We start from the raw sequence: 26096 nt of genomic DNA, 5'->3' as shown, positions 1-26096 counted from the left end.
TTTACCCCTCCTTCAGTATATCGAGCATCAGCCTAACCCTCTCTTTTCCGCGGAATAAATAAGCTTTTCCGTTGTCGGTGTCGGGTATCCTCCTGTAGGCCTCTTCAAGCTCCTTCAGGGCCTTCTCCGCGAGCTTCCTGAGGGTTTCGCGCTCAAGCTCGGAAAGCTCCCTCACTCGTAGGCCCTCCAGACGTGGCCGCACTTGGTGCACTTGTAGAATATCGTGCTCGGCTCGTCGCCGGCCCTCGTCTGCATCTCCCACCAGTAAGCTGTATCGTTGCCGCACTTCGGACAGGTGACCTTGGTGGTCGGCAATGTTTTAACGTCCTGCTCGACGACGATGATTCCCTCGTCGGGCTTGTGCTCGACCTTCTGGGTAATCTTTGTTTTCTCCCTGTCCTTCTCTTCATCAAAGGGCTCCTCATAACCGCATGAGCGGCAGACCCATACCTTCCTCTTCCTGTCCGGGAGCATGAGGTTACCGCACTTTGGGCAGAACTTCATTTTTTCACCTCCTTCAGCCGAGGGTTCGGTATGTGGGAGGAGAATAAAAAGTTTTGCCAGGGGTTGATTCAGAAGAGGCCTTTCAGTTTTATCCTGAGTGCCTCATGCATGGGGATTACGCCCACCCATTCTTTCCCGATGGGTCTTCAAGCGCGAGGCTTATCAGTCGCTTCACAGCCTCCTGATACACTCTGGTGGTAGTCCTCTCCCGCAGCTTTCCCACAACCCTTCAAAATTCGCCTTTAGAGGGGACAAACCTTTCAAAATCCTTCAGATCCCAGATTACAAAGCCATCTTCTCTCAGCCCTTCCTTACCCTCAACGCCCCTGGCAACGAGACCATAATAGTGCTCCCATCCTTCCAGCTCAACGAGCCCGGCCTTCCTCTTCAAATCCTTCAAAACTCCCCTCGCCTCCCGCTTGCTCAAATCTTTCCATTTGGTCTCTACGAAGAGAGCCTGTTTTTCCCTTTCATTCAGCGCCACCAAATCAATCTCCTCCCCTTTCCTCCACCATCGTCCGATTTTCGTGAAGCGAAAGGGAAGCTTTCCGGTTTTGTTCAGCTCGATTAAAAACTGCCTCGCAACCTCCTCAAAAACCCATCCTAGGTATTCGTTCAGGTCATCCATCACAAGCTCAGCGAGAAGGTCCCCCTGCTCCGTTTCCACCAAATCTTCGTTGGTATGAACGTAGCGGAACCAGAAGGCGAAGTAGGGATCGACTATGTAATAGCGTCCCTTCCTGCTCTTTCTACTCGCTGTGACGGGAACCTCCCGTCTCACAAAGCCGAGGTCCATCAGAACACTGAGGTATTTTCCAACGGTTCCTCTCTCTAGTCCAGTCCCATTCATAATCTCGCCGAGTGTTGTTTTTCCCCTCGCGAGAGATTCCATTATAGCAAAGTAGTTCCTTGGCTCGTCGAGCTCCTCCATCAGGACGAAGCGGGCGTCGCCGTAGAGGAACGAGTCCGGACGGAAGTAGCTTTTCAGATTCTCCTCGATGCTTTTTGAGTCGTCGAACTCAAGCAGGTAGGCCGGCGTTCCCCCGAGGATTCCATAAGCTCTTACAAAGTCCCCAATCGGGTACCCTGGCAGAAAAGCCCTCGCCTCGAAGAAGCCCAGCGGATTCACCTTCAGCTGTGCTGTCCTCCTTCCATAGAGAGGGCTCTTGTATCCGAGGAGCCTCTCCATCATCGAGACGCTTGAGCCACAGATGATGAGATAAATCAGGCTTTTGCTCAGCTTTAAGTCCCAGTACTCCTGAATGATGGAGGGTAGGGCAGGATTTGCCTTCATAAGGTAGGGAAATTCATCTATAATGACTATCAGCCTTTCTTTGCTTTTTTGAGAGAGGTACTCAAAAAAGGCGTCCCAGCTCTGAAAGGGGTTTTTGGAAAGAAACTCGTCGTTGAAGTGTTCGGCTATCCTCTGAGAGAACCTCCTAAGGTTTTCTGCCTCGCTTGTCTCCCTTGCGAGGAGGTAAACCCCGCCGTTTTGTCTGAGGAATTCGAGAAGCAGTGCCGTTTTTCCAACTCTCCTTCTGCCGTAAACAACGATGAACTCGGCCTTTCCTCTTCCGAGCCTTTCCCTGAGCATGGAAAGCTCTGTCTTTCTGTTGATGAACATAATCTACCCACCAGTAAATTACTTGTGAGTAAATTATTTAAAAGTTGCGTTTGCGGGAAAAATTTGTGTCACTGACCTCCTCCCCGCCGTGAACGGTGAGGCTTTCAGGAACTTCCCGTATTGACACCCGGTCCAGCGTAGAGGGCGACCGTGATACCAGTGAGGAATATAAAAAGGCCCAAGAGAACTGTGCCCCTCATCACAACTCCCCAGGAGGTGCTTTCCACTATCCATTGATATCAAACTCAGCCCCGGCCTTAACCGTCGTGCCCCCGAGGAAGACTTCCTTGACTATCTTGTAGTGCCCCGGTGTAAGGCCAAGGTCGGAGAGCTTTACCTTCTGTTCCCAGCTCTTCCCGGGCTCTATTACGACGGCGATCTCTATGAACATCATGTTCACCGGAACCTCTTTCCACTTCCCGCCTTCCAGTCTGTAAAGTTTGAAGTGGTAGCTCGTGGTGGCGTTGGTATCGGCGTTGTTTAGGAGTGTGAGAACCATCACGTCGCTTGGGGTGTAGCTGCTCTTGTCGAGCTTCAGAACGATTCCTTCACCGTTCGGGAGGTTTCGAGCTCCATCGCTCGAGGCTATGTAGTACCCGAGAGGAACCAGCAGGACTATCAGCAGGACCGGGAGAACCTTCCTCACACGGCATCACCTGGAAAAGGTACGCGGAGGAGCTTTTAACGGTTGCCAACGCTTCAAGCGGAGTTAAAGTGAGAAAAGAAAAGATCACTCCCTGAACGGGAGCCCGTAGTCGAAGGAGTAGTAAACCCTCTGGAAGTTCTGCCTGAAGTAGAAGACGTCGCGCTCGACCTTCTTCGGGTCCTCCCTGTCGATGAGGACGCGCTTGATGAAGTGCGCTATCTCCTTCATGTCGTCCTCAAGCATGCCGACGCGTGTCATCTCCTGGACGCCTATGCGCAGGCCGCTCGGCTTCTCGACCTTCTCAAGCGGGTCCCAGGGCAGGAGGTTCTTGTTGAGGATTATGCCTGCCTCCTCGAGGAGCGGTGCCGCCCATCCCCCGGCCGCTTCGTGGAGGTCGCTGACGTCAACGATGACCTGGTGGCTCTCGGTGTAGCCCCTGTCCTCACCGATGACCTTGAAGCCCTCCTCTGCGAGGGCCTCCGCCAGGGCTTTCGCGTTCTTGACGATCTGGGCAGCGTACTTCTGACCGTACTCAAGCATCTCCGCCGCGGTAACGGTCTTTCCGGCCATGTGGTGGAGGTGGTGGTTGCTGAGCACACCCGGGAAGATGGCCCACTGGAGCTTGGCTATCTCTTCCGTCTCGCCAAAGCGCTTGTAGATGATGACACCGCCCTGCGGTCCGGGGAAGGTCTTGTGGGTTGAAGCGGTGATTATGTCAACACCCTCCCTAAGCGGGTCCTGGAACTGCTTTCCGGCGATGAGACCAAGAACGTGGGCACCGTCGTACATGACGTAGGCGCCGACCTCCTTGGCGACCGGGGCGAGCTCCTTGACCGGGTGCGGGAACGGGAAGAGCGAGCCGCCGAAGACGACTATCTTGGGCTCGAGCTCGCGTATGAGCTTCTCGGCCTTGTCCACGTCGATGTTAAAGGCTTCGTTGTCGAAGGGCCAGGTGTGGACCTCAAGGCCGCGCATTCCGGCGGCGCCGAATGGCATGTGGCTTATGTGGCCGCCGTGGCTGGTGTGGAGAACGATGGCCTTGTCGCCCGGCTGGGTGAGGCCGAAGAAGACCGCCTGGTTGGCGTTGGTTCCGGAAATCGGTCTCAGGTCGGCGAAGTCGCTTCCGAAGAGCTTGGTGAAGAGCTCGACACCGATGAGCTCGACCTCATCAACGTACTTGCATCCCTGATAGTAGCGGGCCCTTGGCCAGCCCTCGGCGTACTTGTGCATGAAACCGCTCGCCACCGCGCGGGTGACGCTCGGAGAAGTCACGTTTTCACTGGCAATGAGGTTTATCGTGTGCTTCCTCCACTTCTCGTGGTCCTCAAGGAAGCCCATAACCCTGTCGCGGTATGCTTTGTATCCTTCAGCCATGTGGAACACCTCGATGGGGATTTGAGCGCTGGGAATATAAATCTTACCGCATGTGTTCACGTGTACAGAAAAGGACAGCCTGCTGCAGCTAATGCGGCAGGGATGAACCGTTTTAAAAAGGTTGGTGGTCAGCGGCGAAGCCTCGCCGCCACCCACATCAGGATTGGAAGCACTATAAACGCCAGCATGTCGCCGGTATCGCCCGCGAACGCAAGCACGTCGGCGAAGTTTCTGACGCCGGCGAAGTACACTGCGGCAGGAGGAACGACGGTCAGGGCCCACGCGGCTTTTCTGTTCAGCTTCACGAACTCCTCCGTGTTGCTCTGCTGTGCCAGTGCAATGCCTATGTAGCTCGTGGTTATCGCGAGGAGCGGTATGAGGTTGCCGATTACTCTGCCGAGATGCCCGTAGAGCAGCTCGAGTCCCTGCGTGGCTATCTCAGGGGTCCCCTTTCCGAAGACCAGCAGGAACGCCGCCATGAAGACCGCGTATATCGCGGTTGGAATCAGGAAGGCCAGCACGATAACCTTCTTGGTCTCTTTGTAACTTCCGAGTCCCTTATAAACATCGGGGATTATCGTGTGGCAGCCGAGGGCGAAGATGGCGACGCCCGTTATGCTGAGCAGTCCCCCGAGGTCGGTGTAGAGGCCGTTCTCAAGCTCGGCGTGGGGGACGAGCATCAGCGTGACACCTATGAAGAGCGCCAGCATGACGTAGCTCATTATCAGCTCCGTCTTTCCGCTTGCCTCAAGCCCGCGGTAGACGACGAAGGAGGCAAGGACCCAGAATATCGCCGCCCCGACTGTGTCGGTGACCCCGAAGAGGCTCGCGAAGACGCTTCCCATTCCGGCAATGTACGCCAGTATGGCCCCGAAGCTCATTATGAAGATGCTCAGGTACATCAGCCAACCGCCGGCCTTTCCGAGGGTCCTGTTGGCGATGGTACTCATCTGTGCCCCGCCCATCCCCGCCGAGAACTTGAGAACTATGAAAGCCGTCGCGAGCATGAGGAGCATAACCCCCGTGAGAACCCCCAGTGCGGGGATGAGGCCGACCTTGCTCGCCACGTAGGGCAGGCCGAGAACACCCGCCCCTATCTGGGTACCGACGAGTATGGCGAGCGCTTCGTTCTTCGAGATGTGGGCCTTTTCAACCCGTATCGTGCTCGTCCTTATCGCCGCGACCCCCTTCCGCTTCCTCATGAGCTGTATCAGTGCCGCCTTCCTCCCCAGCTTCTTCCGTCTCGCCAGTGCCTGCCTCTCGGCGTAGTACCTTCCGTGTGATGTGGTGACCTTTTTCCTTGGGGTTCCATCCGTTATGGGCATCCTCTCACCTCCTGTTCCCGCAGATGTGCTCATGAATACAATTTAAACCCTCGCACGGAAACATGAAGTGTATTTCAAAGATTATTCGGTCGGCAACGCAAGACACCAAAGCCCTGGGCAGGATTTTTAAGGAGCGCCGAGTATGTGTGACCATGATAGAGGAGGCTGCCAAACTCCTGGCCCGTTCGAGGTTCGCTATAGCGTTCACCGGTGCTGGAATAAGCGCCGAGAGCGGTGTTCCTACATTCAGAGGATTCAACGGACTGTGGAAGAGGCACAGGCCAGAGGAGCTCGCGACTCCAGAGGCTTTTCGGAAGGACCCATACCTCGTCTGGGAGTTTTATCGATGGAGGATGGACCTAATACGGAAGGCCAGGCCAAACAGGGCACACTACGCCCTGGCGGAGCTTGAGCGCATGGGGATTCTGAAGGCAGTTATAACCCAGAACGTTGACGACCTCCACCGCGAAGCGGGAACCAAAAACCTCATCGAGCTCCACGGCAACATATTCCGCGTTAGGTGCACCTCCTGCGGCTATAGGGAAAACCTCAAGGAGAGTGGCCGACTTGGGGAATTTCTTGGGGGCAGGGATCTTCCCAAGTGCCCGGACTGCGGCTCGCTTCTCCGTCCCGATGTCGTCTGGTTCGGCGAGCCGCTCCCGAGGAAGCCCCTTGACGAGGCTTTCAAACTCGCGGAGAGGGCTGACCTCGTTCTAGTCATAGGAACGAGCGGTGTGGTTTACCCTGCCGCGTACGTTCCGCAGATAGTCAAGGAAACGGGTGGAAAGGTTATCGAAATCAACCCGGAGGAGAGCGGGATAACGCCGATTGCAGATGTTTTCCTTCGCTGTCCCGCAGGGGAGGCCATGGAGAAGCTGATGACAAGGGTTAAGGGGCTGATAGGATGAGCGGAAAGGTTCTGCTGGTGGGTTTCCTGCCCGATGAAGTCGAGAGACTGCGGGAGGCACTTTCGGTTCCGGTTTTTGAGGTTCCCGAGTACTGCAGGGACTGGGTGGTCAGTGAAATCGTTGAGAAGGCGGAGGAGCTGAGCGGCTCAAGCTACTGGCACCTCAGAAAGTTTGTAATAATGCACGGCCTCGACAACGAGACGCTGAAGGGCATCATAAGAGCCGTTAAATCCCTCAATCTCGGGAGGGTTATATTTGCGACCACGACGGAAACCTCACTCACCTGGAAGCTCGAGGACCTGCTCAACGAGCTTATCTCTGAGGACGAGTACTTCAGGGCCATGCGCTGGGCCCGTGAGGAGGCCGGGAAGAGAAGGGGGCCCTTTCTTGACATCGGGAAGGGTTAAATATCTTGAACGAGTAGAGTGCGGTGGGTGAAGGGATGATAAAGGTCGTGTTCTTTGACCTGGACGACACGCTCGTGGACACGAGCAGGCTGGCCGAGATGGCGCGCCGAAACGCGATAGAGAACATGGTGCGTCATGGGCTTCCGGTTGACTTTGATACCGCTTATCAGGAGCTCCTTGAGCTGATATCCGAGTACGGGAGCAACTTCAGCAGGCACTTCGACTACCTGCTCCGGCGTCTTGACCTGCCCAGCAATCCGAAATGGGTAGCGGCAGGCGTCATAGCGTATCACAACACAAAGTTCGCGTATCTCAGGACAGTTAAGGGCGTGAGAAGGGTTCTCCTCGATCTCCAGAGGGCCGGCTACCGGCTCGGGATAATAACCGACGGCGACCCCATAAAGCAGTGGGAAAAGATTCTCCGCCTCGAACTCGATGCCTACTTCGACGAGGTTTTCATATCGGACTACCTCGGCGTCAAGAAGCCCCACAGAAAGATATTTGAGAAGGCCCTGAAGAAGATGGGAGTCGAACCCGGTGAGGCCGTGATGGTCGGCGACAGGCTTTACTCCGACATCTACGGGGCGAAGCAGGTGGGAATGAACACAGTCTGGTTCCGCTACGGGAAGCGCGCTGATAGGGAGCTTGAGTACCTTGAGTATGCGGACTTTACCATCGAGAACCTCGAGGAAGTGCCGAGGATAGTGAGGGGACTGAGCGATGAGGGGGAAGAGCGTTCAGATAAGGAAGTTCATGCTGATTGACAGCGCCTACAAGTCTGGGATTCTGAGGGGAGACAAGGTCACCACGATACGCTACGGTGACTACGAAGCGAAACCGGGAAGCGAAATTTACCTGGTGATAACGCCAAGCGACACGGCTATAGCTAAGGTCAGGATAACTTGGGTTGAGAAGAAGAAGGTAAGGGAACTCACCAACAAGGATGCAAAGCGAGATGGCTTCTCAGACGTGAAGGAACTCCTCAGGGAGCTGAACAGGATATACGGTGAGCTCTACGGTGACGACGAGGTTACGGTGATAGGCTTTGAAGTCATCAAGCGCTTTGAAGATAGGATACCCCTAAAGTGGCTCAAAGGTTTAAACTACCGCGAGCCGGGTGAGATAGCGAGACTCTACCTTGAAAATCAGGAGAAGGTCAACCTAAGCCGCGAGACGGACTTCATACTGCGCAGGATATACAACGAGGGCCTCGGAAGGGCCGTTAGAACTTTCGGGCCGAAAAAAGTCCAGGGGGCGCTGCTCAAGGCATATCATGCGCTCTATGCGGTGGGGGTAATCTGAGCCCTCAAGAGAAAAGCTTTTTTATTGCCCCATCTTTCTTTAAACGCCATGGAGAGAGTTAAGTTCGACGCCAAGTTTACCGCGCTTACGGCCGGAGTTTTAATCGTTCTGGTTCTCCAGGCTACCGGTTTACTCCATGGGATAAATGAATGGGTCAATTTGAAGCTTCCCCTCGTGGATACGCCCTTGATGAACTTCCTGACGGCCTTTGGCGGCGACCTCTTTTTGATCCCGGTCATCGGTCTTTCCTTCTACTTTGACTGGAGGAGCGGGAAGGTCTCACCTAAAACGCTCGCATTCGTACTGTCCGCCATCATGGGGCTCGCTGCCGTCGGCGCGCTCAAGTTCCTCTTCGCCGAACCGAGGCCCATTCCCTATGGTTCGGGGATAGGTGCCTACGCCTTTCCCTCGGGCCACACCTTCAGGGCTGCCATAATAGCGAGCTATGCCGCGGACAGGTGGAAGAAGCTCGCCCCGCTCGCCTGGATATATGCAGTCGGAATAGCCCTCACAAGGCTTTTCCTGCACGTCCACTGGTTGGGCGATGTTCTCTTCAGCCTTCTCTTCGCTCCCTGGCTCTACCTCCTGCTTAAATCACTCCTCGGAGGGAAGTTCCAATGAACGGCTTCCTTGAGGTGTTCCTCCTCTCGCTGGTTCCAACCTTCGAAGGCAGGTACGCGATAGTCTACGGCATCGGCATGGGTTACCCCCTCTGGGAGACCCTTCTGAGTGCCTCCCTCGGAGTTCTGCTCCTCTCGCTTCTCCTGCCAGCTCTGCTCCCCTACATAGACAGGCTGATGCTCTGGCTTGAGGGAACCTTCCTGAGAAAGGTGGCCCACCTCTACCTCTACTACGTCGAAAGAGTGAGAAAAAAGGCCCACCCCTACGTCGAGAGGTGGGGCTTTATCGGGCTGACGATTTTTGTTGCAATCCCTCTCCCCGGGACGGGCGTATGGACTGGAGCTTTAGCGGCCTACCTGCTCGCCATAGAAAAGAGGCAGACGGTTCCTGCTTTAATCCTCGGTGGACTCTTGAGCATGGCGATAACACTGTTCCCTGCACTGGGGATTTTTGGATAAAAAGGAAATGCTTTAGAGTTTCCGGGCAATGACCACCGCAACAGTCACGAGCGCGAGGCCGCCGAGTACGTATGCCACTGTGCCCGAGATGGGGAATCCCCTGGAATTCCCGTTGGTGGAATTTCCCTTGGGGATATCATCATGGTTCTTTATCCTGGGGTCAAGCGTGTACCTCCTACCGCTCAAATCTGTGAGAGTCGCTGAAATAACTCCGCTATCCCCTCCATTTGCCCTGACCGTGGTCCTGTAATCCCTGAAGCCTTCCTTTTTGAAGATCAGGGTGTGAGTTCCGGGGGTTAGGGTGATGTTGCAGGGCGTTATGCAGGAGGTGGAATTGCCATCGATGTAGAGGCTGGCTCCCTCTGGAGCGGACACTACCTCAAACTTCGGGTACGGTGAAAGCGTAAGGTTTAGGATTAATCGCTCTCCCGGTGCAAGGATTACTCCCCTGCTCTCCGCAACAAAGCCGTCAGCGCTCCCTGTGATTTCGTGCTCCCCTGGAGTTAAGTTTAGGACGCATTTTCCGGCACACACGGTTTTGCCGTCTATAGCTACCTTCGCGTTTTCGGGGTACGTCGTTATAATGAGTGTCGAATTCAGAGGGGTGTTATTCTCTGCGTTCCCTCGATTTTCTTCTACTCCGGAGCTTCCCTCAGATGTGCTTTCCAGTCCGTTGGGAAGGTTCCGGTACTCTGGAGGGAGACCGTAGACAATATTCAGCGATACCGCCTGAGTTAGCGTGGTGAAGTTAACGCCAATCTCGGCTCCATTCACAGTTGGATTCACAATGAAGCTGATACGGGGAGCGAGTCCCCCGGTGATGGTAACGTTGGAGGCGAGTGTTATGTTGTATCCCTGAATCGGGTTGAGCCTGAAGTCCACGCGCCTGCCGTTCATATCAAAGCCGTATCCTTGGGTAGCGTTGGTTATTATCGGCACGAACAGCTTTATGGGTGTCCTTAGTACGTTGTAGCTGGCGCCGAAGACGAGAACGGCCGAGTCCTCGGGGTAGGAGTCTATTTCAATTTTCCTGTACTCAGGGACGTAGGTCGTCCAGTTGAGAAAATGACCGACTGATGCCCATCCGTCCTCTATCCCGTACATCTCCGCGAGATAGTACTCTCCACAGATTTCAACGGGAGTTCCGTTGGGCAGGAGGAAGTAGCCATCTCCGTTGGGGTTCTTCATGAGTTCAAACACCAGTCCGCGTCCGTTTATCGGGCCGTAGGTTGCCGCCATACATTCAAGGGCGGGTTCCGGGCCTTTGAGTTTTGGGGGAAGGCTAATGGGTGAACCAAACTGCACTTCAACGGCGCTGGCCCCTTTGGCTAACATGGATTCCTCTATTCTCTCACTTTTCACCTTCACTATTGTGGTCAGCCCCTCTTTGATTAGAACCGGGATTTTCACCCTCAGCCTGTTTATCTCCATAATAAGGGTGTAGTTTTCGCCCTCTTTCGATGCAGGGAGTTCCACCCACGCCGGTGCTGTGAAGTTTATCCGTTCTTCCACGATGAAAACACTTGCGCCAGAATCCGAGTCCACGACCAATACGCCGTAACCGCTTTTTGGAAGCGCACTAACACTCCCAGTCGCGATGGAGAGCAGAAGCATCATGCTGATTAGGATTGCGGTCTTTTTCATTATCCTCACCTCACAGGGGAAACGCTTTTTCCAGCAACGGTAGAATATCTTGGGGGGAACCAGCGGCCTGTACCTTCCCCGCAGCTATTAAAACAGCGTAATCTGCTACTTCCATGAAGGGGCGCCAGATGTGGGAGATTACCACAAGATTCAGGCCGTTCTTGTGTTCTTCCTTTATAACCTCCATTACATCCCTCATGCCGTTTAGGTCGAGATTGGCCAGCGGCTCGTCGAGGAACACCACCTCCGGGTCTCCCACGAACGCCTGGGCAAGGGAAAGCCTCTTCCTCATGCCCGCGGAGTAGTCTCGAATCTTTTTTGCGATGAACTCCCTGGCTCCGAACATCTCCGCGGCCTTTTGGACGCTCTCTCCGTCGCCCCCTCTGGCCTCTGAGATGTATTCCAACCACTCCAGCCCTGTCCTCAGCGGTGGGAGGGCCGGCGGGTCAAAGGAGACGCCGATTCTCCTCTTTATTTGCTCGTTCTTCCAAGGGTCTTTTCCAAGGACCTTTATCCTTCCCGCAGTCGGCCTGTACGCTCCGGCGGCGATTTTCAGGAAAGTGGACTTGCCACCCCCGTTGGGGCCGACTATGACCGTTAATCCCTCCGGAATCTCAACCTCAACGGAGTTCAGGGCGAGGACACTCCCGAAGCGCTTTGTAAGCTTCTCTGCCCTCACTATCATTGCCTCACCCCCACCCAGACTAGCGCGGCGAGAACAAATGCTACCGTTCCGCCAATCAGGTACTCAATTTTCAACACTCCCCTAGATGGATACATCGCGAGGGTTCCAACGGCTATCCTCGCAGTGCCGTTTCCGCGGTACACGAAATAGTACGTTCCGGAATCGGGCAGCTCCAGCTCCCGGTACATGTTCCCCATTGCGGTCAGGTTCGTGATGAACCTGTTCCTGACGCCATCGAACACCTCAATTTCATACCTATCCGGATTCTCCGTTACAACGCTGATGGCGACCCTTCTTGCGGTCGGGACAAACACCGAAACGGAGGAACCATCATCGCTGAAGAATCCGTAGGCCGTTGGGGTTTTCTGGTAGTACCGGGGAAGAAGTAGCGATTCTATGGTGAAGAGGAGGAGAGCGAGCAGAAGGAACGCTGCAAACCTCTTCACCGGGCATCCCTCCTTTCGCTGAGGATTATCGATGCCGCCAACAGCAGGGCGGGAAGGAAGAACCCGACTCCAGCCACATTCCCGTGGGCGGCAGCTGTGTGTCCCATTCCATAGGTCACCGAACTCAGATAGGATGACATGGCGGCGGAGATGCTGAATGGGGGCAGGCTGGATATCCCGAGAATAACCGGGACGTACAGTACTGAGAGTCCCCCCAGAATCGAGGCGAACGAATTCGGTGACAGCAGGGCTATGAAAATGGAAACCGAAACCGTGTAGAAGACCGCAATCAGGAAAAACGTCAGAACATTACTCCAAACCCCGTCTCCGAGTATCCCGGCGAGGAGAGAAGGAGAGCCAGAGAGGACGTATCCCACGGCCAGGAAATATGGGACCACGAACGATAGGGCCGTCAGAACTAGGACTGAAACAAATTTGATAAGGAACAACTTCCACTTCCTGATCGGGAGCGAGTAAACGGTTAGGGCAGCCAGCGAGTCCATCTCGCCTCTTATTGAGAGGCTGGAGAGCATAACTGCGACAAAGACAAGAACGCTGTAGGCTTCCTGGGATAAAACCGGCAGGGCAAGCCTTGGAATGGTCTTGGCGTAGTGAACGGCGGATTCCTGGCTGAATGGGCTCAACATGCCGGTTGCTCCCATACTGAGGGCGTCCTTCAAGAACGCCAGCCCCGTCAGCAGGAACCCGAAGAGGAAAACAGCGAGCTTCAGCGGATCGTTCAGCTCCCACTCCAACTGGGTTCTAACGGTGCCCATTATTCCACCACCTCACCAGAAGTGAAGCCATCAGTGCCAGAATCCCGGAGTACAGGTAGTACCTCCAGAGACTATTGGGAGGGGAAGAGTTTCCTTCATCAGGAAAAGCGATGTTCGTGTTGTACAGTTTGATGCCGTCTGGCCACACCCCAGCTTCTGATTTTCCGCGGATTCTTCTGTCCATACCATCAATACTAAAAACTCCAAGGGCCATCAGCTCGGTGGAGTGGCTGAAGGTTCCCGCTATCATGACGCCGGTTAGGAAGTCGTAGGTGTACTCTTCCTTTCCCCCTCCAGAGATTGACCAGTTCTCCCCGGCATCGCTGAAGTAGAACCTCCGGGTTGTTATTCCGATGTGGGGCGGCTTGAAGGGTCTGTAGTACGTCAGAACCGTGCTGTTGCCATAGGCACTGTAGGTGACGTTCCCCACCGAGACGTTGGTCTCCCTTGAAAGCCCCTCAAGATTGAAGAGCACCTCCCCGGGTCTCGGTGTATCCGATGGATCGATGAAGAGGGTGGCCTTTCCGATGGGGGTTCCATTATCAAAGTACGTCATGGTTGTCAGGTTAAGGTTCAGCACCTTCCATATCGTCAGATTGGGGATTATTTCGAGATAATTGCCCTCGAGGGTGGCATTCACAAACGTCACGCTGATGTTAACACGGGCAAGTTCCTTTTGGATATCGACGATTTCAAAACGAAGGAATATCCCTGTGCAGTCTCCGATTACAAATGGGAAACCGTCTTTTTTCCAGGGAGAATCGTCGCTCAAGCGGCTTATGATGTCGATTCTAACACTGGAAGGAAGCATTTCTGGATAGAGCTGGAACATGTACAGGTCCTTAATGTCCCTTGGGCCGCCTTCTGGTTCGAGGAGCGCGTACGTTGCGTGGGTGCCTTCTCTGAACCACTCGGCTGTTCCCCATGCAGAGGTGGTTGAGGGCACCCCTTGAAAAGTAACAATCAATACGATTAGTGCAATCACTCTTCCAAGTTTTCCTCTAATCGGAGGTCACCAACAGGTGTGACGATTGAATGTCTTATAAATGTTACCTTCAAAAATAAAAATCAATGGCCCGCTAATGCCTCAAGCGAGTGCCTTACCCATCGTCTCCTCTCCCAGCGCCAGAACGTCCAGCGCACCGATTATTGCCACCACCGCAATCACGAGCACCGCCAGAGCGCTCCCGCTCAGCTCCATTATCCTGCCCGCCAGGATCGGCGCTATTCCGCCTCCTATCCTCGCCATCGCTCCCGCCCAGCCGGTTCCGGTGCCCCTGACGGCCGTTGGGTAGAGCTCCGGCGTGTAGGCGTATATCGCTCCCCAGGCACCGAGGTTGAAGAAGCTGAAGGCTACCGCGCTCGCGATTATTGCAGTTTCGTTTCCTGAGTTGGCCGCGAGGTAGAAGCCCACTCCAGCCATTCCCGAGAGCAGGAGGTAGTAGGAGAGGGTCTTCTTCCTCCCAATCCTCTCAAGGAGGTAAGCGGCGCTCCAGTAGCCGGGCAGCTGGGCTATGGCGGTGATTATGAAGTACTGGAAGCTCCTGAAGACGGTGATTCCCAGCGTTGCCGAGAGAAACCTAGGAAGCCATATGAAGAAGCCGTAGTAGGCGAAGGCTATGCTGAACCAGGCTATCGTGAGCATGAGGGTCGTTTTACCATAGCGCCTCCAGAGGTCTCCGACCGAGGCTTTCCTTTCCCCTTTCGGGGCCTCAAGCTTAACGCTCACCCCGAGGGCTTTCCTGATGGTCTCCTCGGCCTCTTTGACCCTTCCCTTGATGAGCAGGTAGCGGGGCGACTCCGGGAGCGTGAGAAGGAGCGGCAGGATGAGTATTATCGCGCCGCCGAAGAGCAGTATGCTCCTCCAGTCGGCCTTGACGAGAATCGCAACTACGCCTATGATTATCGTGCCTATCGCCCAGAAGCTCTCAAGGATGGAAATCATCGCGCCTCTCACTGATTTCGGCATGAACTCGGCGAAGTACGAGCTTGCAACCGGCAGAGAACCGCCGAGGCCGAGGCCGACGATGAAGCGCAGGGCTATCAGCTGGTCAAGGCTTCCAGCGAAGGAGCTGACTATCGAGGCAAGGGAGAATGTGGCAACTGCAAGGGTGAGCGTCTTCTTCCTTCCAATCCTGTCCGCGAGGTAGCCGAAGAGCCACGCGCCGAAGAGCATGCCGAAGAGGGCCGCCGAACCGAGGGAGCCGAGCTTTGCCAGACTCCCCTGGAAAGCCGGGTCGTTCTTGAGGAGTGCTATGACGAACCCTGCCGAGATGGTATTCACCGCTATGAACGCCCACACCGTTCCGAGGATAGCTAAAAGCGTGTAGTGGAACTTATTCAACCGGGAGTTTTCGATGGCCTCCATCTTCCACCACCCGGGTTCATTTGCATGAAGAAGTTTTTAAGCGTTTTCTCAGCCGTCCCACTTTGTTACGCAGATTTGGGCAATTTCCCGGAGATTTTGGAAAGTAACGTGACTTCCAGTTCTTTGACGCTGGGTTTTCTGGTCGTTTTGCCACTCACAAATCTTAAATCTCTCAGGGATTCAACTTCCCATCCCAGGGTGGTGGGATGGACTGGCTTGACCGTTTCAGGCTCCTCTTTGCCCTAACCTATGCAGGTTTCCTCGGCAACATTGCGGTGATTTACTACCTTTCCCGCGGACTGAGCTACGGTGAGATAGGCATCGCGACTGCAGTTTCTGGACTGGGATTTTTTCTCTTCGAGGTTCCCACGGGCGTTGTCGGGGATAAGGTGAGCCGAAAGACGAGCGTTCTGATAGGTCTTTCCATAATCCCCCTTGCGACGTTTCTTCTGCTCTTCCTTCGCAGTTTCTGGGTTCTCCTGGTCTCTCAGCTATTGGGAACGCTGGGGGCTTCCTTCGTGAGCGGGAGCTTTCAGGCGTGGCTCTTCGACAATCTAAGAGCGGAGAACAGAGAAGGTGAATTCAAAGAAATCTGGAGGTCGGCCCAGAAGCTTTCTCTTGTTACTGCCTCAACCACAACAATCCTGGGAGCTTTTATTGCCCAGTTCCTTGGGTTTGAGGTGGTAATACTCCTCACGGTCTTCCTTCAGGCCGTTCAGGTCCCCCTGGCCCTGGGCATACCGGAGATGGGCTTTTCGAGGCCTGAGCATCCCTACACAGTTCACGTTCTTTGGGCGTGGCGCGAGCTGAAGAAACCGGAAATCGCGTGGCTTATCGCCTACCTGCTTTCGGTGACTCTCGCACTCAATCAGTTCAGGAAGTTCTTCGAGCCATACCTTGGAAACGTTCTGGCGGTTTACCTCGGCACCACAATAATGGGAACCCTTGGAATTCTTGGAATTGTTGAGGTGCTGATAAGAACCGTTCCGAGGTATCTCGGCGTTGCCCTTAAAGGCAGGGTTGGAAAAGCCTTCCATGAGGCTGCACCCTTGGGTGTGCCTCTCGCAACGGTTCTTTCGGTCCTTTACCCGAATCCGGCTTTTATAATAATACTTGGCGTCCTTGCAACGCTCTTCGCCTCGGCCTTTACCTTCAACGTTTCCGTCGAGTTCCAGAGGAGAGTTTCAAGCGAGAAGCGGGCAACGATACTGTCCCTAAGGAACATGGTGATGGCGCTTCTCACTTCGATCTTCTACGTGGTCTATGGGTTTATGACAGACTTTTTGGGACTTTCGAGAGCCAGGCTGGTTTTTGGAGTTGGATTCCTCCTTCTTGGGACGGTTTTCAAGCTGGCCAGCCTTGGCCCCCTCAGGGAGCCACTGGAGCTGAGGCATCTTGCGGAGTAATTCTTGACCTATTACTACCGTCGTTGAAAAATGAAATTTAGGATGGGTACCCCAAAATGGGGTGTGGACTAAAATGTACATCATGCGCCTAACAAAGAAAAAGGGAAAGCATCACTTCGTCGCCCTGGTTATGCCAACGTCCTCCACGAGCACGTAGGGCGTCGAGACGGGAGTGTTGACCTCCCACCAGTGGATGTGGTGGCTTTCCTTTCCGAGGGCCCTGATTCCCTGGAGGATCCTCCCGAGGTTGTCGCTGACGCGGATGTTCCTTATCGGCTTCAGCTCTCCGTTCTCCACCAGGAAGATGCCGTCCCTCGGGATGGTAGAGAAGTCTCCGGCGACGTAGTTCTGGAACCTCGTATACCAGACGTTGGTGATGTAGATTCCCCTCTTCACCTCGCTGAAGAGCTCTTCTCTGGAGTAGTCGCCCGGCTCAAGGACGATGTTCCACGCATGGGGCATTATAAGGCCCGCGTTGGCCGTCGTCTCCGTCCCGTACTTCTTTGCCATGCTCGTGTTGAGCAGGAAGCTCTTGAAGGTTCCGTTCTCGATTATCGTCGTTTCCCTCGTTGGAACTCCTTCGTCGTCGAACTTCCTCGTTCCGTAGCCGTTGGGCAGGTTTCCAATGTCCTTTATCGTGACGATTTCGTTGGCGACCTTCTGGCCGAGCTTGTTCACCAGGAAGCTAAAACCGGCCTCTGCTGCATACGCTGAAGTCATGAAGCTCATGTAGCTCAGCAGGTTGGCGAAGGCTAAGGGGTCAAAGATGACGTCGAACTTCCCTTCCGGCCCCTGCTCCGGGTTCTGGGCGAGCTTTGCAATCTCACCGGCCTTTCTTCCAGCTGATTCGGGGTCGAATTTCTTGAGAACGCGAACCGAGTTCGTCCCGTGCCCGCTCTCAAGGTCGCCGATGAAGGCTCTAACGCTTATCTCTATCCCCGTCCCCTCGTCGAAGGCTTCAACCCCGTTGCTCGTGGTGAGGTAGAGCCTGTTGTGGTCTGTGTAGAGAACGCCGGCAACTCTTTTGGCTCCCTCCTCAAGTGCCGCATTGATTGCCCTTTCCACGTACTCGTTCGGCTCGTCCAGCTCGACTATCGCCTTATCGAAGGTCTCCGGAATGTCTCTGTACTCGAACGGCCCTTCGGCGATTCCGTAGTAGTCTTCCTTTGGAGACATGCCCTTCATGTTGCTCAGGAGCGTTTTCAAGGTCCGCTCGATGTTCTCCTCGCTCAGCTCGGTGATGCTCGTTCCGGCAACGCGCTTCTCAAGCTCGACGAAGAGCTCCACCTTCCTCTCGTGCCAGTTTTTGGCCACGGTTATCTCGTTGTTGGCGAAGCGGACCTGACGCCTGTTCATCTCGTAGCCGAGAACGACGACGTCGCCGAAGCCGAGCTCTTTGGCCTTTTTAAGGATAAACTCATTAACGTCGAACATCTTCACCACCTCAGTACCTGAGCGGTATACCCCTGAGCCTCGCGTGCGCCCCACCCATCCAGACGGGGACACCTTGTCCTGGCTCGCCCTTTCCGCAGGTTCCCGGGAAGAACTCGACCTCTTTGCCGACGGCATCGACGCTGCTCCAGAGCGCCCTCGTCGTTATCTCAAGGATAGGCCTCCTGACGGGGTGCTTTATCTCGCCGTTCTCGATGAGGTAGGCCTCCCTTCCGATGTACCTCTGCTGGTATCTCCTGTCGTCAATGTTCCACTCGTTGAAGGACACCATGTAAACGCCGAGCTTTACCTCTTCAATCAGCTCCTCGAAGGAGTGGTCACCGGGAGCTAGGTAAGTGTTGGCCATCCTCACTATCGGCTCGCGGTTGTAGTTGATGGCTCTGGCTGAAGCGTTTGACCGCTGCCCGAGCTTTGCGGCATATTCCCTATTGGTGAGGAACTCGGTGATGATTCCGTCCTTGATAAGGTAGCGCGGCCTCGCCTTGACGCCCTCGTCGTCATAGAGGTAGAACCCCCAGCTGTTCAGTATCGTCGGGTCCTCTATGACGGTGACGGCTTCACTCCCGATCCTCTCGCCGAGCATGTCCGGCTTTACGAAGCTCTCCCCGGCCTGAGCCGCTTCCCTTCCGAAAATCCTGTCGGCCTCGTATGGATGGCCGACGCTCTCGTGGACCGCTATTCCTGCCACTTCCGGGCTTATGACCAAATCCACTTTCCCCTCAGGTGGTTTCTGCCCCTCATAGATGAGCTTCTTGAGGGCCTGAACGTCTTTTACCGCCCAGTTCCACGGCTCGTCCTTTTCGATTAGTTCCAGGCCACCAGAGAAGGCCCTCTGGACGAAGGGGGCCTGCTCCATCTGGCCGTTTTCAAAAACCACGAGGTTGTATGTTATGGAAACGCGCGGGATTTTGCTCTTGACGTAGGCACCTTCGCTGTTGACAAAGACCTTTTTCCAGAGCTGGTCAGAGTAGCCGAGGTAGCGCATCGGCACGTTTACGCCAGTATCTTTGACTTCCTCCTCGATTTTCTTCAGGAGTTCAAGCTTCTCCTCCGGGGAAAAGTCGCGGAAGTCCTTCTTCATCTTGACCTTGTAGGAGACGCGGTGGAAGTCCTCCTCGCTGAAAGTTATCGGCTCCTTTCTAACGCGAGAGGCTGCCTTTGCCAGCTTGACGGCCTTCTTGACGGCCTCGCTCACGCTCTCCTTTGTGAGGACGTTCGTGCTTGCGAAACCCATTCCTCCATCGACCAGAACCCTTACGCCGATTCCCTTATCTGCCAGAATCTCCAGCCCCTCTGGGGAGCCGTTTTTCATTGCTAAGGAAGTGCCGTTCTTCTCCTCGAACCTCGCTTCCGCGTAGGAAGCGCCGAGTTCGAGGGCCTTTTCAACCGCGAACTCCAGAAGCTCCATGCACATCACCTCGGACTAATGCATTGAATAGTTCACCCAGGAGTATAAAAGTCTTTCCGTTAAGATGTCGGTCGAAAAGAGTTATGAAATTGAAGTCTAACCTAGACCTCTTAATCCCCAAAAACCCTCTCTATGACTGGACCTGGAATCCCCTGCCCCTTAACCTCGGGGGCACCTTTGGACACCAGTAGTAACTACTACCCTCCTAACTATCACACCGGTAGAGCAGTCGAAGAGAATGGAAATGAAGTTTATTCCCCTAAACAGGACATCGAAAAACCTTTAATGAAACTCCCCTCACCTTTCACCATGGACTACGTCCGGCACTTCTACCTTTCAAACCTCCTCCACCTGACGTTCTACTCGGGCTTCTACCTAATCTACCTCCGGAGCCTCGGTCTCACCGATGGGCAGATTGGCCTCCTATTGGGCCTCTCACTAATCCTCGTAGCCCTGCTCGAGGTTCCGACCGGAATCGTCGCCGACAAAATCTCGAAGAAGGCGAGCGTTCTGCTATCCAAGGCCCTCCTGATTCCCGGGACGCTCCTCTTCTACCTCGCGCACTCCTTCCCCGATGTCATACTGGCCACAATCTTCAACTCCCTCTCGCTGGCTTTCCTGACGGGGGCTGAGACCGGCTGGCTCTACGAACTATTATCCCGCGACGGACGGGAGAAGGATTATCCAAGAGTTTACGGGAGGCTGAGGGCGTTTGAAATGGCTGGGAGCTTCATTGGGACAGTTGTCGGTGGTTTTATGGCAGACTCGCTCGGCATGCGTCTTGCCGTTCTCGTGAGCCTTCCCTTCACAGTACTTTCTATGCTTGTTTTGGCAACCGTTCCCGCCGACACCGCGAGGAGCGGGGTTTCCTACGGCAGGCATCTGCTTGAAAGCCTGCGGTTGATCCGGAACTCCCCGGAAGTCCTCTGGCTCTTCGTCTACGCGAACGTCATCGGGCTTCCTCTAACAGCCTTCACCTCCTTCATGCAGCTCTACTTTTACGGCGTCATGGCCTCTGTCCTCGTCGTCTCGTGGATTTCGGCCGGCTACACCCTAATCAGCGGCCTCTCGTGGTACGTCGATTTTGGCGGAAATATCAGAGCGACCCTTTACAGGTACTCTCCGGCCATGATTCCAGCCCTTACACTCCTCGCGGGGCTGAACGGCTACCTCGGTTTCCTCACACTGGTTCTGGGTAGCCTCGTTTTCGCTCAGGCCTTCAAGGAGTGGCAGGGACGCTTTCAAAGGGCGATTCCGGACGAGAAGAGGGCCACCATCGGCTCGTTCTACTCCCTGTTTACAGCAATCCTGAACGGGACTTTGAATGTTCTAATTGGCCGGCTCTACGGACGAGTGGGGATAATGGAGGGCCTCATCATGGTTTCTCTGTTTTTCCTGGGTGTAGGTTTTCTGATTCTGTTGAGGGGCGCAAAGAAGGATTCGCAAAGTTTAATTCTTTTAAAATGAGCTACGAACACGGTGAGATGATGAGTGAGAGTACAAACATTGCCCTCATACTTCGAGACATTCAGCTCATGAGAAAGAAGCTAGATGAAATAGAAGAGGAACTGCTCACGCTAAAGATTCAGGAGCTTGAGGAAGAGGAAGTTAGCGAAGAGGAGCTTAAGGAACTCGAAAAACTTTCCAAAGAAACCCTAGAAAACGGAGTGCCCTGAGAAGAGGCGAAGAGTGAACTTGACCTTTGAGGTGCTTTGAATGGTATGTGAAGTTCTTGTTCACAGGAACGTTCTGAAAAGACTAAGAGATGCTCCAGAAAATGTAAGGAGAAAGTTTGGGGAGTTGGTTGAAGAGCTTAAATTCAACCCGGTTCCTTCTGAAAAGTTTGATATCAAAAGCTCAAAGGGAGAGAGAACACGTTCAGAGTTCGTTTGGGCGAGCACCGGGTAATTTACGAAACTCCAACTGAAGAAACTGCTTGTTCTTATCATTAAAGTTGGAAAAAGGAAAACGTGTATGAGTGACTGGGATATACTACATACTGCTATTTTATTTGTGGTCGCACAAATGGATCCTCTATAAGCTTAGTCTCGAGACCATCTTTGGTGTATCTTGCCATGATAAAAAGGCCAGATTTTACGTTGAGTATGACAATGGGTTTGAAAGTGGCCCGATTATGATGCGAGTGACAGAGTCCCCAGCATGTGTACTCAATGACGAGTTGTGCTTGAGCAGAAGCACTTCGTCTTTCAATGGCGGCTCTAATTGCGGCTTTGACCAAGGGGTACAGCTCGTGAGAGGGTAGTCTCTCGAATTTCTTCGAAAGTTCCTCAAGCGTTCCATGATGAATCTTCACAAAGGGGAACTCCCCATACAGTTCACGGGAGAGTGTTTCCCCTTCTAGTCTTTTCTTGCATAATTTCAGCTCATACTCTACGAATTCCACGGGTAGATTGTACCTGAAGCTCTTTCCTCTTCGAATCCTAACGTCGTCCACGGTTAGCCCCTTTGACTGAAGCCACTCCATCAAGTCCTTTTTGAGTTGATGGTCTGTTATGGTGTATCCTAACAGTTCCCTCACTAGGAGCTTTACATCGCCAAGCGTGATTGGCCCATCTTCTGGCTTCATGACTACCCCCAAAGAAAGCTCTTGAGTTAGAAAATTAAAACTTCTCCTCGCATTCACACGGCTTCTTTCCGCAGTAGGGGCACACTCCCGGATACTTCTTCTTTGCCGCGTTTTCCAAATCCACCCCGAGAAGGTTGGCCAGACTCGCGAGCCAGGCTAAAACGTCGGCGAACTCCTCTTCCATAGCTTCTCTGTCCTTCTTCCTTATAGCCTCGCTCAGCTCTCCCACTTCCTCCACGAACCAGAGGAAGGTTCTCTCAACGCCCCGCTTCGAGTCCTTGTGGAAGTAGATTTCCCTAATCATCTCCTGGAATTCCCGTATCTCCACTTCTCCCACCTGGAGGAAGGGGAAGAAAAGGGCTTAAAAATCACTCGCTTGCCACTTCGATGAGTTTCCTCATGTGAATCTCGACGGTGTCGAAGACCTCAGCTTTAACATCTCCCTGCTTCACTATCAGCGGAAGCTCAGTGCAACCGAGGATGACGCCTTCAATGTCTTCCTTTTCTATGTAGCGGTTTATCAGCCCAATCACCCAGTCCCTACTGGTGAAGTTCTCGAACATCAACTCCTCCGTGATTATCCTGTTCAGCCCGTCCATCTCCTCCTCATTTGGCGTGATGACCTCGAAACCGGCCTCGCGGAGGGCGTCCTTGTAGAAGTCGGCCGTCATGGTGGTCTTCGTCCCAAGGAGGAGAACTCTCTTAACGCCCCTCCTCTTCATATCCTCGATGAGCGCGTCTATTATGCTCACCATCGGGACGTTTACAGCTTTCTGGACGTCCGGAAAGACTATGTGGGGAGTGTTGGCTGAAAGCGATATTATCTCGGCTCCAGCATTCTCAAGGGCCTTGGCGGCCTTTATGAGTATCTCCTTCCTCCCATCCCAGCCCCTCGGGTTGTGGATGAACTCCTTGAAGTTTATGGAGTAGATTATCAGCTCGGGGAAGACGTAGGGCTCGAACTTTTCCCTGCTTATCTCCAGGTATTTCTTGTAGTAATAACACGTCGCCTCGGGGCTTGTTCCGCCTATTATCCCTATCTTCTTCATGAGAACCACCGGAGAACATGACGCCGGGAGAGATATGAACCTTTTGGTCCAAGATTAAAGATCTAAGAAATCAGAGGGGGCAAAACATCGGAAAATTGGGAGAAGAAACGAAAGTCATTCGCTCTTTAAGTGAACATCGAGCTGTGGGAACGGTATCTCTATGCCCTCCTTCGTGTAGAGCTCGTAGATGCCCTTCGTTAAGTCCCCCTTTACGTCCCAGTAATCATCTGTCTTGGCCCATGCCCTTAGCTGAAGGTTTATCGAGGAATCCGCGAGCGCCGTTATGACCACGCTTGGCTCAGGATCGTCGAGAACCTGCGGGTGGTTCTTCATCAGGTCCATAGCGAGCTTTATTGCCTTGTCAAGGTCGGTTCCGTAGGCAACTCCTATGTCCACATCAACGCGCCTCGTCGGCATCCTTGTGTAGTTGGTTATGACGCTACCCCAGACGAGCTTGTTGGGTATGGTAATGAACTTGTTGTCAGGGGTCAAAAGCTCTGTGCTCATTATCCCAACCGCTTCAACCTTCCCAGTCTGTCCGGCTACCTCCACGACTTCGCCGATGTCAATCGGTCTTAAAGCGGCAATCCAGACGCCAGCTGAGAGGTTGGTCAGTGTGTCCTGCAGACCAAAGCCCAGTATCAGGCCGATCACCGCTGAAAGGCCGAGGATTATCGGAGATACAGAGACCCCAACCGCACCGAGCGCCACTATCATGACGATGACGTAGAGCAGTACTGCCAGAAACCTCCCAAGGAACTCTATTACGAGTGGGGGAAGCTTTGTCCTTCCAAGACTCTTCTTGAAGAGGCCGACGATTATCCTGGCCAGAACGTAGCCCACCACCAAGATTACCAGTGCAGATATAAGTTGGAACGGCGTGACCCCTATGTATGGAAGGGGTGCATCGAGGGCCACCATACTATCACCTCGAAGGGTTTTAGAGAAAATTGGATATTGAAGTAAAAAAGGTTTTCCTTATTCATCCAAGAATCGAAGTTATTTCATTCCAGAGCTCCCCGGCCAGCTCGCGTTTACCCATCCTGGGAAGTTTTTTGACGAAGTCCCTGCCCACGAGGATGGCCTCGTTCTCCTCACTGCCAAAAGCTTTGAGCGTGTTTGCAACAACTAAATCGCTCCCTGCCCTCTCGATCTGTCTTCTTGCTGCTTCGATAAGCTCCTCCCCGCTGAGGCCAGTCTCCGCCTTGAAACCGACGAGGAATGTGTCGGGCTGAAGTTTCTTTACCCTGTTTATTATCTTCGGCGTAGGTTCAAGCTCAAGGGTCAGTGTTTTCCCGCTCTTTATCTTTACGCTGGCCTTTTCCTTAACTCTGAAGTCGCTGACCGCGGCCGCTAAGACAACTATGTCGTATTTCTTGGCCTTTAACTCGTTCTCTATCGCCTCAAGCATATCCTCTACCGTTTCCACCTCGACCTGGCTCTCTACGAAGCTGGGAACGCTCCCCTTAGTCCTAATGAGCGTTACCTCGGCCCCCCTGAATTCCGCCTCCTCCGCTATAGCCACGCCCATTCTTCCAGAACTCGCGTTGGTTATGTAGCGAATCGGGTCTATGTACTCCCGCGTTGCGCCGGCAGTGACGAGAACGCGCTTTCCTTCGAGGGTCTTTGGATGGAGCTTTTTGATTACGCGGTAGACTATCTCGTCTATCGAGGCGACCTTCGCCTTTCCCTCCTCAAAGCGGGGGCCTATGAACTCGACGCCGAGCCTCTTGAGCTTCTCGATGTTCTCAACGACTATCGGATGCTCGTACATTGTTGAATGCATCGCAGGGGCTATCATTATGGGCGTGTGGGCAAAAGCTGTTGTCACAACGGTTGTAACTGGCGTGTCATCTATGCCGCAGGCGATTTTTCCTATCGTGTTTGCAGTTGCAGGACAGACGAGGATCAGGTCGGCCTTGTTCTCGTGCTCTCCAGCCAATTCAACGTGCTCTATAAAGCCGGTGATTTCCGTCACGACCGGATTTCCGGTGGCGAACTCCATGGCGTAGGGGTGAATTATTTTGGTTGCGTTCTCACTCATGACGGCGTGGACTTCCGCGCCGTGCCGTATCAGCTCCCTGGCAAGTTTTACGCACTCTACTGCCGCTATACTGCCGGGAATCGCGAGAACGATTTTTTTGCCAACGAGTTTTCTGCTTTTCGTGGCATGAATCAGTTTGACGTGGTGAAGCATGGAAACACCTCCAGAAGGGGATTCGTTTAACTCATATATAATGTATTGGGAAAATCAAAGCTCCCTGACCGCATCGTCCTCAAATTTTTTCATCTCCTCCGACGTTCCAACCCAGACAACTATCGTCGGCTCGACGGTTATCATGCCGTCCTTTATCATGGGCTTTACCTCATTTATGGCGTTCTCGATCTTGTATCCCCTGTCAACGACCTCTATCACGATGGGCAGGTCCGTCGAGAGCCTCATTACGTCGGCGGAGTGAACACGGCTCTTCTTTCCAAAGCCGTAGATGCCACGGTACACCGTTGCCCCTGCGATGCCCATCTTGCGGAGCTTTTCCACTATCGCCTTGTAGAGGGGCTTTCCATCAAAGCGGTCGTTCTCGCCTATGTAGATGCGAAGGCGGAGCGTGTTCCAGTGTTCGACTTCGACCATTCAATCACCTCCGGGCCAGGAGAAAGCCCGCGAATACTAGGGTGACGGTTATTATAACGTTTGCCGCGATGTTGAGACCCGCTATAAGGTACTCCCTCTCACGGAGAAGCGAAAAAGTCTCATACGAGAACGTTGAGAACGTGCTCAAAGCACCGCAGAAGCCAGTCCCGAAGAAGAGCCTCCACTCGGTTGAAATTCCTATGCCCCAGAAGAGCAGGCCGTAGAGGTAGCCGAGGATCAGGCTGGCTATGCTGTTCACGAGGAGCGTCCCAACCGGGAAGTCTCTGTAAACCGGCAGTATTCCCGAGATGTAGAACCTTGCCAGCGCACCGAGGGCGCCGCCGAGCATTATCGCGGTGATTATTCTGAAGTTCATTTTCCCACCCCTGTGGTTCTCGATTTCTGCCCTTCCTCCAGCATGCATCCAATGATCCCTACTTAAGATTTTGGGAGGGCTTTCAAGCTGGAGTGTGC

Annotated in this window: 31 protein-coding genes; 10 read left to right on the top strand and 21 right to left on the bottom strand. The window is 53.9% G+C overall.

Annotation, left to right across the window (positions count from 1 at the left end):
* Position 1 precedes the first annotated feature (1 nt).
* The 6 genes from TIRI35C_RS06195 to TIRI35C_RS06170 all read right to left on the bottom strand — a co-directional run bounded on the left by TIRI35C_RS06195 (position 2) and on the right by TIRI35C_RS06170 (position 5473).
* Positions 2-175: a hypothetical protein gene (locus tag TIRI35C_RS06195; protein ID WP_014011748.1), complete on the bottom strand. Its 174-nt coding sequence runs from the start codon at positions 173-175 to the stop codon at positions 2-4.
* Positions 172-504, bottom strand: a complete 333-nt coding sequence (locus TIRI35C_RS06190) for a transcription factor S (protein ID WP_088854503.1) — start codon at positions 502-504, stop codon at positions 172-174. The genes TIRI35C_RS06195 and TIRI35C_RS06190 overlap by 4 nt, the downstream gene beginning before the upstream one ends.
* 229 nt (positions 505-733) lie before the next feature.
* Positions 734-2128 (bottom strand): ATP-binding protein, encoded by a 1395-nt coding sequence (locus TIRI35C_RS06185; RefSeq protein ID WP_188202162.1) that lies wholly within the window; start codon positions 2126-2128, stop codon positions 734-736.
* Positions 2129-2354: 226 nt separating this feature from the next.
* Positions 2355-2774: an immunoglobulin-like domain-containing protein gene (locus TIRI35C_RS06180; RefSeq protein WP_188202161.1), complete on the bottom strand. Its 420-nt coding sequence runs from the start codon at positions 2772-2774 to the stop codon at positions 2355-2357.
* 84 nt (positions 2775-2858) lie between these two features.
* Entirely contained in the window at positions 2859-4148 is a 1290-nt protein-coding gene (gene glyA / locus TIRI35C_RS06175; RefSeq protein WP_188202160.1) for a serine hydroxymethyltransferase, read from the bottom strand.
* 128 nt (positions 4149-4276) lie between these two features.
* Positions 4277-5473, bottom strand: coding sequence for an aromatic amino acid transport family protein (locus tag TIRI35C_RS06170; RefSeq protein WP_188202159.1), 1197 nt, complete (start codon positions 5471-5473; stop codon positions 4277-4279).
* A 152-nt stretch (positions 5474-5625) separates the two neighbouring features.
* On the opposite strand from TIRI35C_RS06170, the gene cobB reads away from it, so the two are divergent.
* The 6 genes from cobB to TIRI35C_RS06140 are packed head-to-tail and all read left to right on the top strand — an operon-like array spanning position 5626 to position 9169.
* Entirely contained in the window at positions 5626-6381 is a 756-nt protein-coding gene (cobB, locus tag TIRI35C_RS06165) for an NAD-dependent protein deacetylase (RefSeq protein ID WP_188202158.1), read from the top strand.
* Positions 6378-6788: a DUF3783 domain-containing protein gene (locus TIRI35C_RS06160; RefSeq protein ID WP_188202157.1), complete on the top strand. Its 411-nt coding sequence runs from the start codon at positions 6378-6380 to the stop codon at positions 6786-6788. The genes cobB and TIRI35C_RS06160 overlap by 4 nt, the downstream gene beginning before the upstream one ends.
* Positions 6789-6823: 35 nt before the next feature.
* A complete protein-coding gene (locus tag TIRI35C_RS06155; RefSeq protein WP_188202156.1) occupies positions 6824-7552 on the top strand; it encodes a TIGR02253 family HAD-type hydrolase in 729 nt (242 codons plus the stop codon).
* Positions 7509-8090: an ASCH domain-containing protein gene (locus tag TIRI35C_RS06150; protein ID WP_188202155.1), complete on the top strand. Its 582-nt coding sequence runs from the start codon at positions 7509-7511 to the stop codon at positions 8088-8090. Before TIRI35C_RS06155 ends, TIRI35C_RS06150 begins: the two co-directional genes overlap by 44 nt.
* Before the next feature lie 48 nt (positions 8091-8138).
* Positions 8139-8711: a phosphatase PAP2 family protein gene (locus TIRI35C_RS06145; protein WP_188202154.1), complete on the top strand. Its 573-nt coding sequence runs from the start codon at positions 8139-8141 to the stop codon at positions 8709-8711.
* Positions 8708-9169 (top strand): COG2426 family protein, encoded by a 462-nt coding sequence (locus TIRI35C_RS06140; protein WP_188202153.1) that lies wholly within the window; start codon positions 8708-8710, stop codon positions 9167-9169. The genes TIRI35C_RS06145 and TIRI35C_RS06140 overlap by 4 nt, the downstream gene beginning before the upstream one ends.
* 12 nt (positions 9170-9181) lie before the next feature.
* Here TIRI35C_RS06140 and TIRI35C_RS06135 read toward each other — a convergent pair whose 3' ends face one another.
* From TIRI35C_RS06135 to TIRI35C_RS06110, 6 genes are all read right to left on the bottom strand, one after another.
* A complete protein-coding gene (locus TIRI35C_RS06135) occupies positions 9182-10813 on the bottom strand; it encodes a PEGA domain-containing protein (protein ID WP_188202152.1) in 1632 nt (543 codons plus the stop codon).
* 10 nt (positions 10814-10823) lie between these two features.
* Positions 10824-11498: an ABC transporter ATP-binding protein gene (locus TIRI35C_RS06130; RefSeq protein ID WP_188202151.1), complete on the bottom strand. Its 675-nt coding sequence runs from the start codon at positions 11496-11498 to the stop codon at positions 10824-10826.
* Positions 11495-11944: a hypothetical protein gene (locus TIRI35C_RS06125; protein ID WP_188202150.1), complete on the bottom strand. Its 450-nt coding sequence runs from the start codon at positions 11942-11944 to the stop codon at positions 11495-11497. The genes TIRI35C_RS06130 and TIRI35C_RS06125 overlap by 4 nt, the downstream gene beginning before the upstream one ends.
* Positions 11941-12720, bottom strand: coding sequence for an ABC transporter permease subunit (locus tag TIRI35C_RS06120; protein ID WP_188202149.1), 780 nt, complete (start codon positions 12718-12720; stop codon positions 11941-11943). The genes TIRI35C_RS06125 and TIRI35C_RS06120 overlap by 4 nt, the downstream gene beginning before the upstream one ends.
* Positions 12707-13666: a hypothetical protein gene (locus TIRI35C_RS06115; protein ID WP_188202148.1), complete on the bottom strand. Its 960-nt coding sequence runs from the start codon at positions 13664-13666 to the stop codon at positions 12707-12709. The genes TIRI35C_RS06120 and TIRI35C_RS06115 overlap by 14 nt, the downstream gene beginning before the upstream one ends.
* 141 nt (positions 13667-13807) lie before the next feature.
* Complete coding sequence (locus TIRI35C_RS06110; RefSeq protein WP_188202147.1) at positions 13808-15088, bottom strand: MFS transporter; 1281 nt, start codon at positions 15086-15088, stop codon at positions 13808-13810.
* A 206-nt stretch (positions 15089-15294) separates the two neighbouring features.
* Between TIRI35C_RS06110 and TIRI35C_RS06105 the strand changes: the two genes are divergently transcribed.
* Positions 15295-16494, top strand: coding sequence for an MFS transporter (locus TIRI35C_RS06105; RefSeq protein ID WP_188202146.1), 1200 nt, complete (start codon positions 15295-15297; stop codon positions 16492-16494).
* Between the two features lie 111 nt (positions 16495-16605).
* Here TIRI35C_RS06105 and TIRI35C_RS06100 read toward each other — a convergent pair whose 3' ends face one another.
* Entirely contained in the window at positions 16606-17928 is a 1323-nt protein-coding gene (locus TIRI35C_RS06100; RefSeq protein WP_188203080.1) for a TldD/PmbA family protein, read from the bottom strand.
* A gap of 10 nt (positions 17929-17938) precedes the next feature.
* Positions 17939-19354, bottom strand: a complete 1416-nt coding sequence (locus TIRI35C_RS06095; RefSeq protein ID WP_188203079.1) for a TldD/PmbA family protein — start codon at positions 19352-19354, stop codon at positions 17939-17941.
* A 309-nt stretch (positions 19355-19663) separates the two neighbouring features.
* Here TIRI35C_RS06095 and TIRI35C_RS06090 point away from each other — a divergent pair, with 309 nt between their 5' ends.
* From TIRI35C_RS06090 to TIRI35C_RS06080, 3 genes are read left to right on the top strand one after another with little or no spacing between them, the layout of a single operon-like run.
* Positions 19664-20821 (top strand): MFS transporter, encoded by a 1158-nt coding sequence (locus TIRI35C_RS06090; protein WP_188202145.1) that lies wholly within the window; start codon positions 19664-19666, stop codon positions 20819-20821.
* A gap of 17 nt (positions 20822-20838) precedes the next feature.
* Positions 20839-21030 carry a hypothetical protein gene (locus TIRI35C_RS06085; protein ID WP_246454700.1) on the top strand — a complete coding sequence of 64 codons (192 nt, stop codon included), beginning with the start codon at positions 20839-20841 and terminating at the stop codon, positions 21028-21030.
* A gap of 40 nt (positions 21031-21070) precedes the next feature.
* Positions 21071-21262 carry a hypothetical protein gene (locus TIRI35C_RS06080; protein ID WP_246454699.1) on the top strand — a complete coding sequence of 64 codons (192 nt, stop codon included), beginning with the start codon at positions 21071-21073 and terminating at the stop codon, positions 21260-21262.
* A gap of 94 nt (positions 21263-21356) precedes the next feature.
* On the opposite strand, the gene TIRI35C_RS06075 is transcribed toward TIRI35C_RS06080, so the two are convergent.
* The 7 genes from TIRI35C_RS06075 to crcB all read right to left on the bottom strand — a co-directional run bounded on the left by TIRI35C_RS06075 (position 21357) and on the right by crcB (position 25998).
* Positions 21357-21941, bottom strand: coding sequence for a hypothetical protein (locus TIRI35C_RS06075; RefSeq protein WP_188202144.1), 585 nt, complete (start codon positions 21939-21941; stop codon positions 21357-21359).
* 34 nt (positions 21942-21975) lie between these two features.
* Complete coding sequence (locus tag TIRI35C_RS06070) at positions 21976-22269, bottom strand: MazG nucleotide pyrophosphohydrolase domain-containing protein (RefSeq protein ID WP_188203077.1); 294 nt, start codon at positions 22267-22269, stop codon at positions 21976-21978.
* A 40-nt stretch (positions 22270-22309) separates the two neighbouring features.
* The gene (locus TIRI35C_RS06065) at positions 22310-22990 is read right to left on the bottom strand and encodes an aspartate/glutamate racemase family protein (protein ID WP_188203076.1); all 681 of its coding nucleotides are present in this window, start codon (positions 22988-22990) and stop codon (positions 22310-22312) included.
* Positions 22991-23104: 114 nt separating this feature from the next.
* Positions 23105-23911, bottom strand: coding sequence for a mechanosensitive ion channel family protein (locus tag TIRI35C_RS06060; RefSeq protein ID WP_188202143.1), 807 nt, complete (start codon positions 23909-23911; stop codon positions 23105-23107).
* Between the two features lie 61 nt (positions 23912-23972).
* A complete protein-coding gene (gene coaBC / locus TIRI35C_RS06055; protein WP_188202142.1) occupies positions 23973-25187 on the bottom strand; it encodes a bifunctional phosphopantothenoylcysteine decarboxylase/phosphopantothenate--cysteine ligase CoaBC in 1215 nt (404 codons plus the stop codon).
* 54 nt (positions 25188-25241) lie between these two features.
* Positions 25242-25622 (bottom strand): DUF190 domain-containing protein, encoded by a 381-nt coding sequence (locus TIRI35C_RS06050; RefSeq protein ID WP_188202141.1) that lies wholly within the window; start codon positions 25620-25622, stop codon positions 25242-25244.
* A 4-nt stretch (positions 25623-25626) separates the two neighbouring features.
* Positions 25627-25998 (bottom strand): fluoride efflux transporter CrcB, encoded by a 372-nt coding sequence (crcB, locus tag TIRI35C_RS06045; protein WP_188202140.1) that lies wholly within the window; start codon positions 25996-25998, stop codon positions 25627-25629.
* Positions 25999-26096: the final 98 nt, after the last annotated feature.

Source organism: Thermococcus camini, from assembly GCF_904067545.1.
Taxonomy (GTDB): Archaea; Methanobacteriota_B; Thermococci; order Thermococcales; family Thermococcaceae; genus Thermococcus; species Thermococcus camini.
Note: the sequence above shows the minus strand (reverse complement) of the source record. Positions and strands in the feature narration are given on the sequence as shown.

Coding starts and splice junctions, on each gene's coding strand:
- TIRI35C_RS06190 (WP_088854503.1), bottom strand. CDS start 504: ATGAAGTTCTGCCCAAAGTGCGGTAACCTCATGCTCCCGGACAGGAAG.
- TIRI35C_RS06185 (WP_188202162.1), bottom strand. CDS start 2,128: ATGTTCATCAACAGAAAGACAGAGCTTTCCATGCTCAGGGAAAGGCTC.
- glyA (WP_188202160.1), bottom strand. CDS start 4,148: ATGGCTGAAGGATACAAAGCATACCGCGACAGGGTTATGGGCTTCCTT.
- TIRI35C_RS06170 (WP_188202159.1), bottom strand. CDS start 5,473: ATGCCCATAACGGATGGAACCCCAAGGAAAAAGGTCACCACATCACAC.
- cobB (WP_188202158.1), top strand. CDS start 5,626: ATGATAGAGGAGGCTGCCAAACTCCTGGCCCGTTCGAGGTTCGCTATA.
- TIRI35C_RS06160 (WP_188202157.1), top strand. CDS start 6,378: ATGAGCGGAAAGGTTCTGCTGGTGGGTTTCCTGCCCGATGAAGTCGAG.
- TIRI35C_RS06155 (WP_188202156.1), top strand. CDS start 6,824: ATGATAAAGGTCGTGTTCTTTGACCTGGACGACACGCTCGTGGACACG.
- TIRI35C_RS06150 (WP_188202155.1), top strand. CDS start 7,509: ATGAGGGGGAAGAGCGTTCAGATAAGGAAGTTCATGCTGATTGACAGC.
- TIRI35C_RS06145 (WP_188202154.1), top strand. CDS start 8,139: ATGGAGAGAGTTAAGTTCGACGCCAAGTTTACCGCGCTTACGGCCGGA.
- TIRI35C_RS06140 (WP_188202153.1), top strand. CDS start 8,708: ATGAACGGCTTCCTTGAGGTGTTCCTCCTCTCGCTGGTTCCAACCTTC.
- TIRI35C_RS06135 (WP_188202152.1), bottom strand. CDS start 10,813: ATGAAAAAGACCGCAATCCTAATCAGCATGATGCTTCTGCTCTCCATC.
- TIRI35C_RS06130 (WP_188202151.1), bottom strand. CDS start 11,498: ATGATAGTGAGGGCAGAGAAGCTTACAAAGCGCTTCGGGAGTGTCCTC.
- TIRI35C_RS06120 (WP_188202149.1), bottom strand. CDS start 12,720: ATGGGCACCGTTAGAACCCAGTTGGAGTGGGAGCTGAACGATCCGCTG.
- TIRI35C_RS06110 (WP_188202147.1), bottom strand. CDS start 15,088: ATGGAGGCCATCGAAAACTCCCGGTTGAATAAGTTCCACTACACGCTT.
- TIRI35C_RS06105 (WP_188202146.1), top strand. CDS start 15,295: ATGGACTGGCTTGACCGTTTCAGGCTCCTCTTTGCCCTAACCTATGCA.
- TIRI35C_RS06100 (WP_188203080.1), bottom strand. CDS start 17,928: ATGTTCGACGTTAATGAGTTTATCCTTAAAAAGGCCAAAGAGCTCGGC.
- TIRI35C_RS06095 (WP_188203079.1), bottom strand. CDS start 19,354: ATGGAGCTTCTGGAGTTCGCGGTTGAAAAGGCCCTCGAACTCGGCGCT.
- TIRI35C_RS06090 (WP_188202145.1), top strand. CDS start 19,664: ATGGACTACGTCCGGCACTTCTACCTTTCAAACCTCCTCCACCTGACG.
- TIRI35C_RS06085 (WP_246454700.1), top strand. CDS start 20,839: ATGATGAGTGAGAGTACAAACATTGCCCTCATACTTCGAGACATTCAG.
- TIRI35C_RS06080 (WP_246454699.1), top strand. CDS start 21,071: ATGGTATGTGAAGTTCTTGTTCACAGGAACGTTCTGAAAAGACTAAGA.
- TIRI35C_RS06075 (WP_188202144.1), bottom strand. CDS start 21,941: ATGAAGCCAGAAGATGGGCCAATCACGCTTGGCGATGTAAAGCTCCTA.
- TIRI35C_RS06065 (WP_188203076.1), bottom strand. CDS start 22,990: ATGAAGAAGATAGGGATAATAGGCGGAACAAGCCCCGAGGCGACGTGT.
- TIRI35C_RS06060 (WP_188202143.1), bottom strand. CDS start 23,911: ATGGTGGCCCTCGATGCACCCCTTCCATACATAGGGGTCACGCCGTTC.
- coaBC (WP_188202142.1), bottom strand. CDS start 25,187: ATGCTTCACCACGTCAAACTGATTCATGCCACGAAAAGCAGAAAACTC.
- TIRI35C_RS06050 (WP_188202141.1), bottom strand. CDS start 25,622: ATGGTCGAAGTCGAACACTGGAACACGCTCCGCCTTCGCATCTACATA.
- crcB (WP_188202140.1), bottom strand. CDS start 25,998: ATGAACTTCAGAATAATCACCGCGATAATGCTCGGCGGCGCCCTCGGT.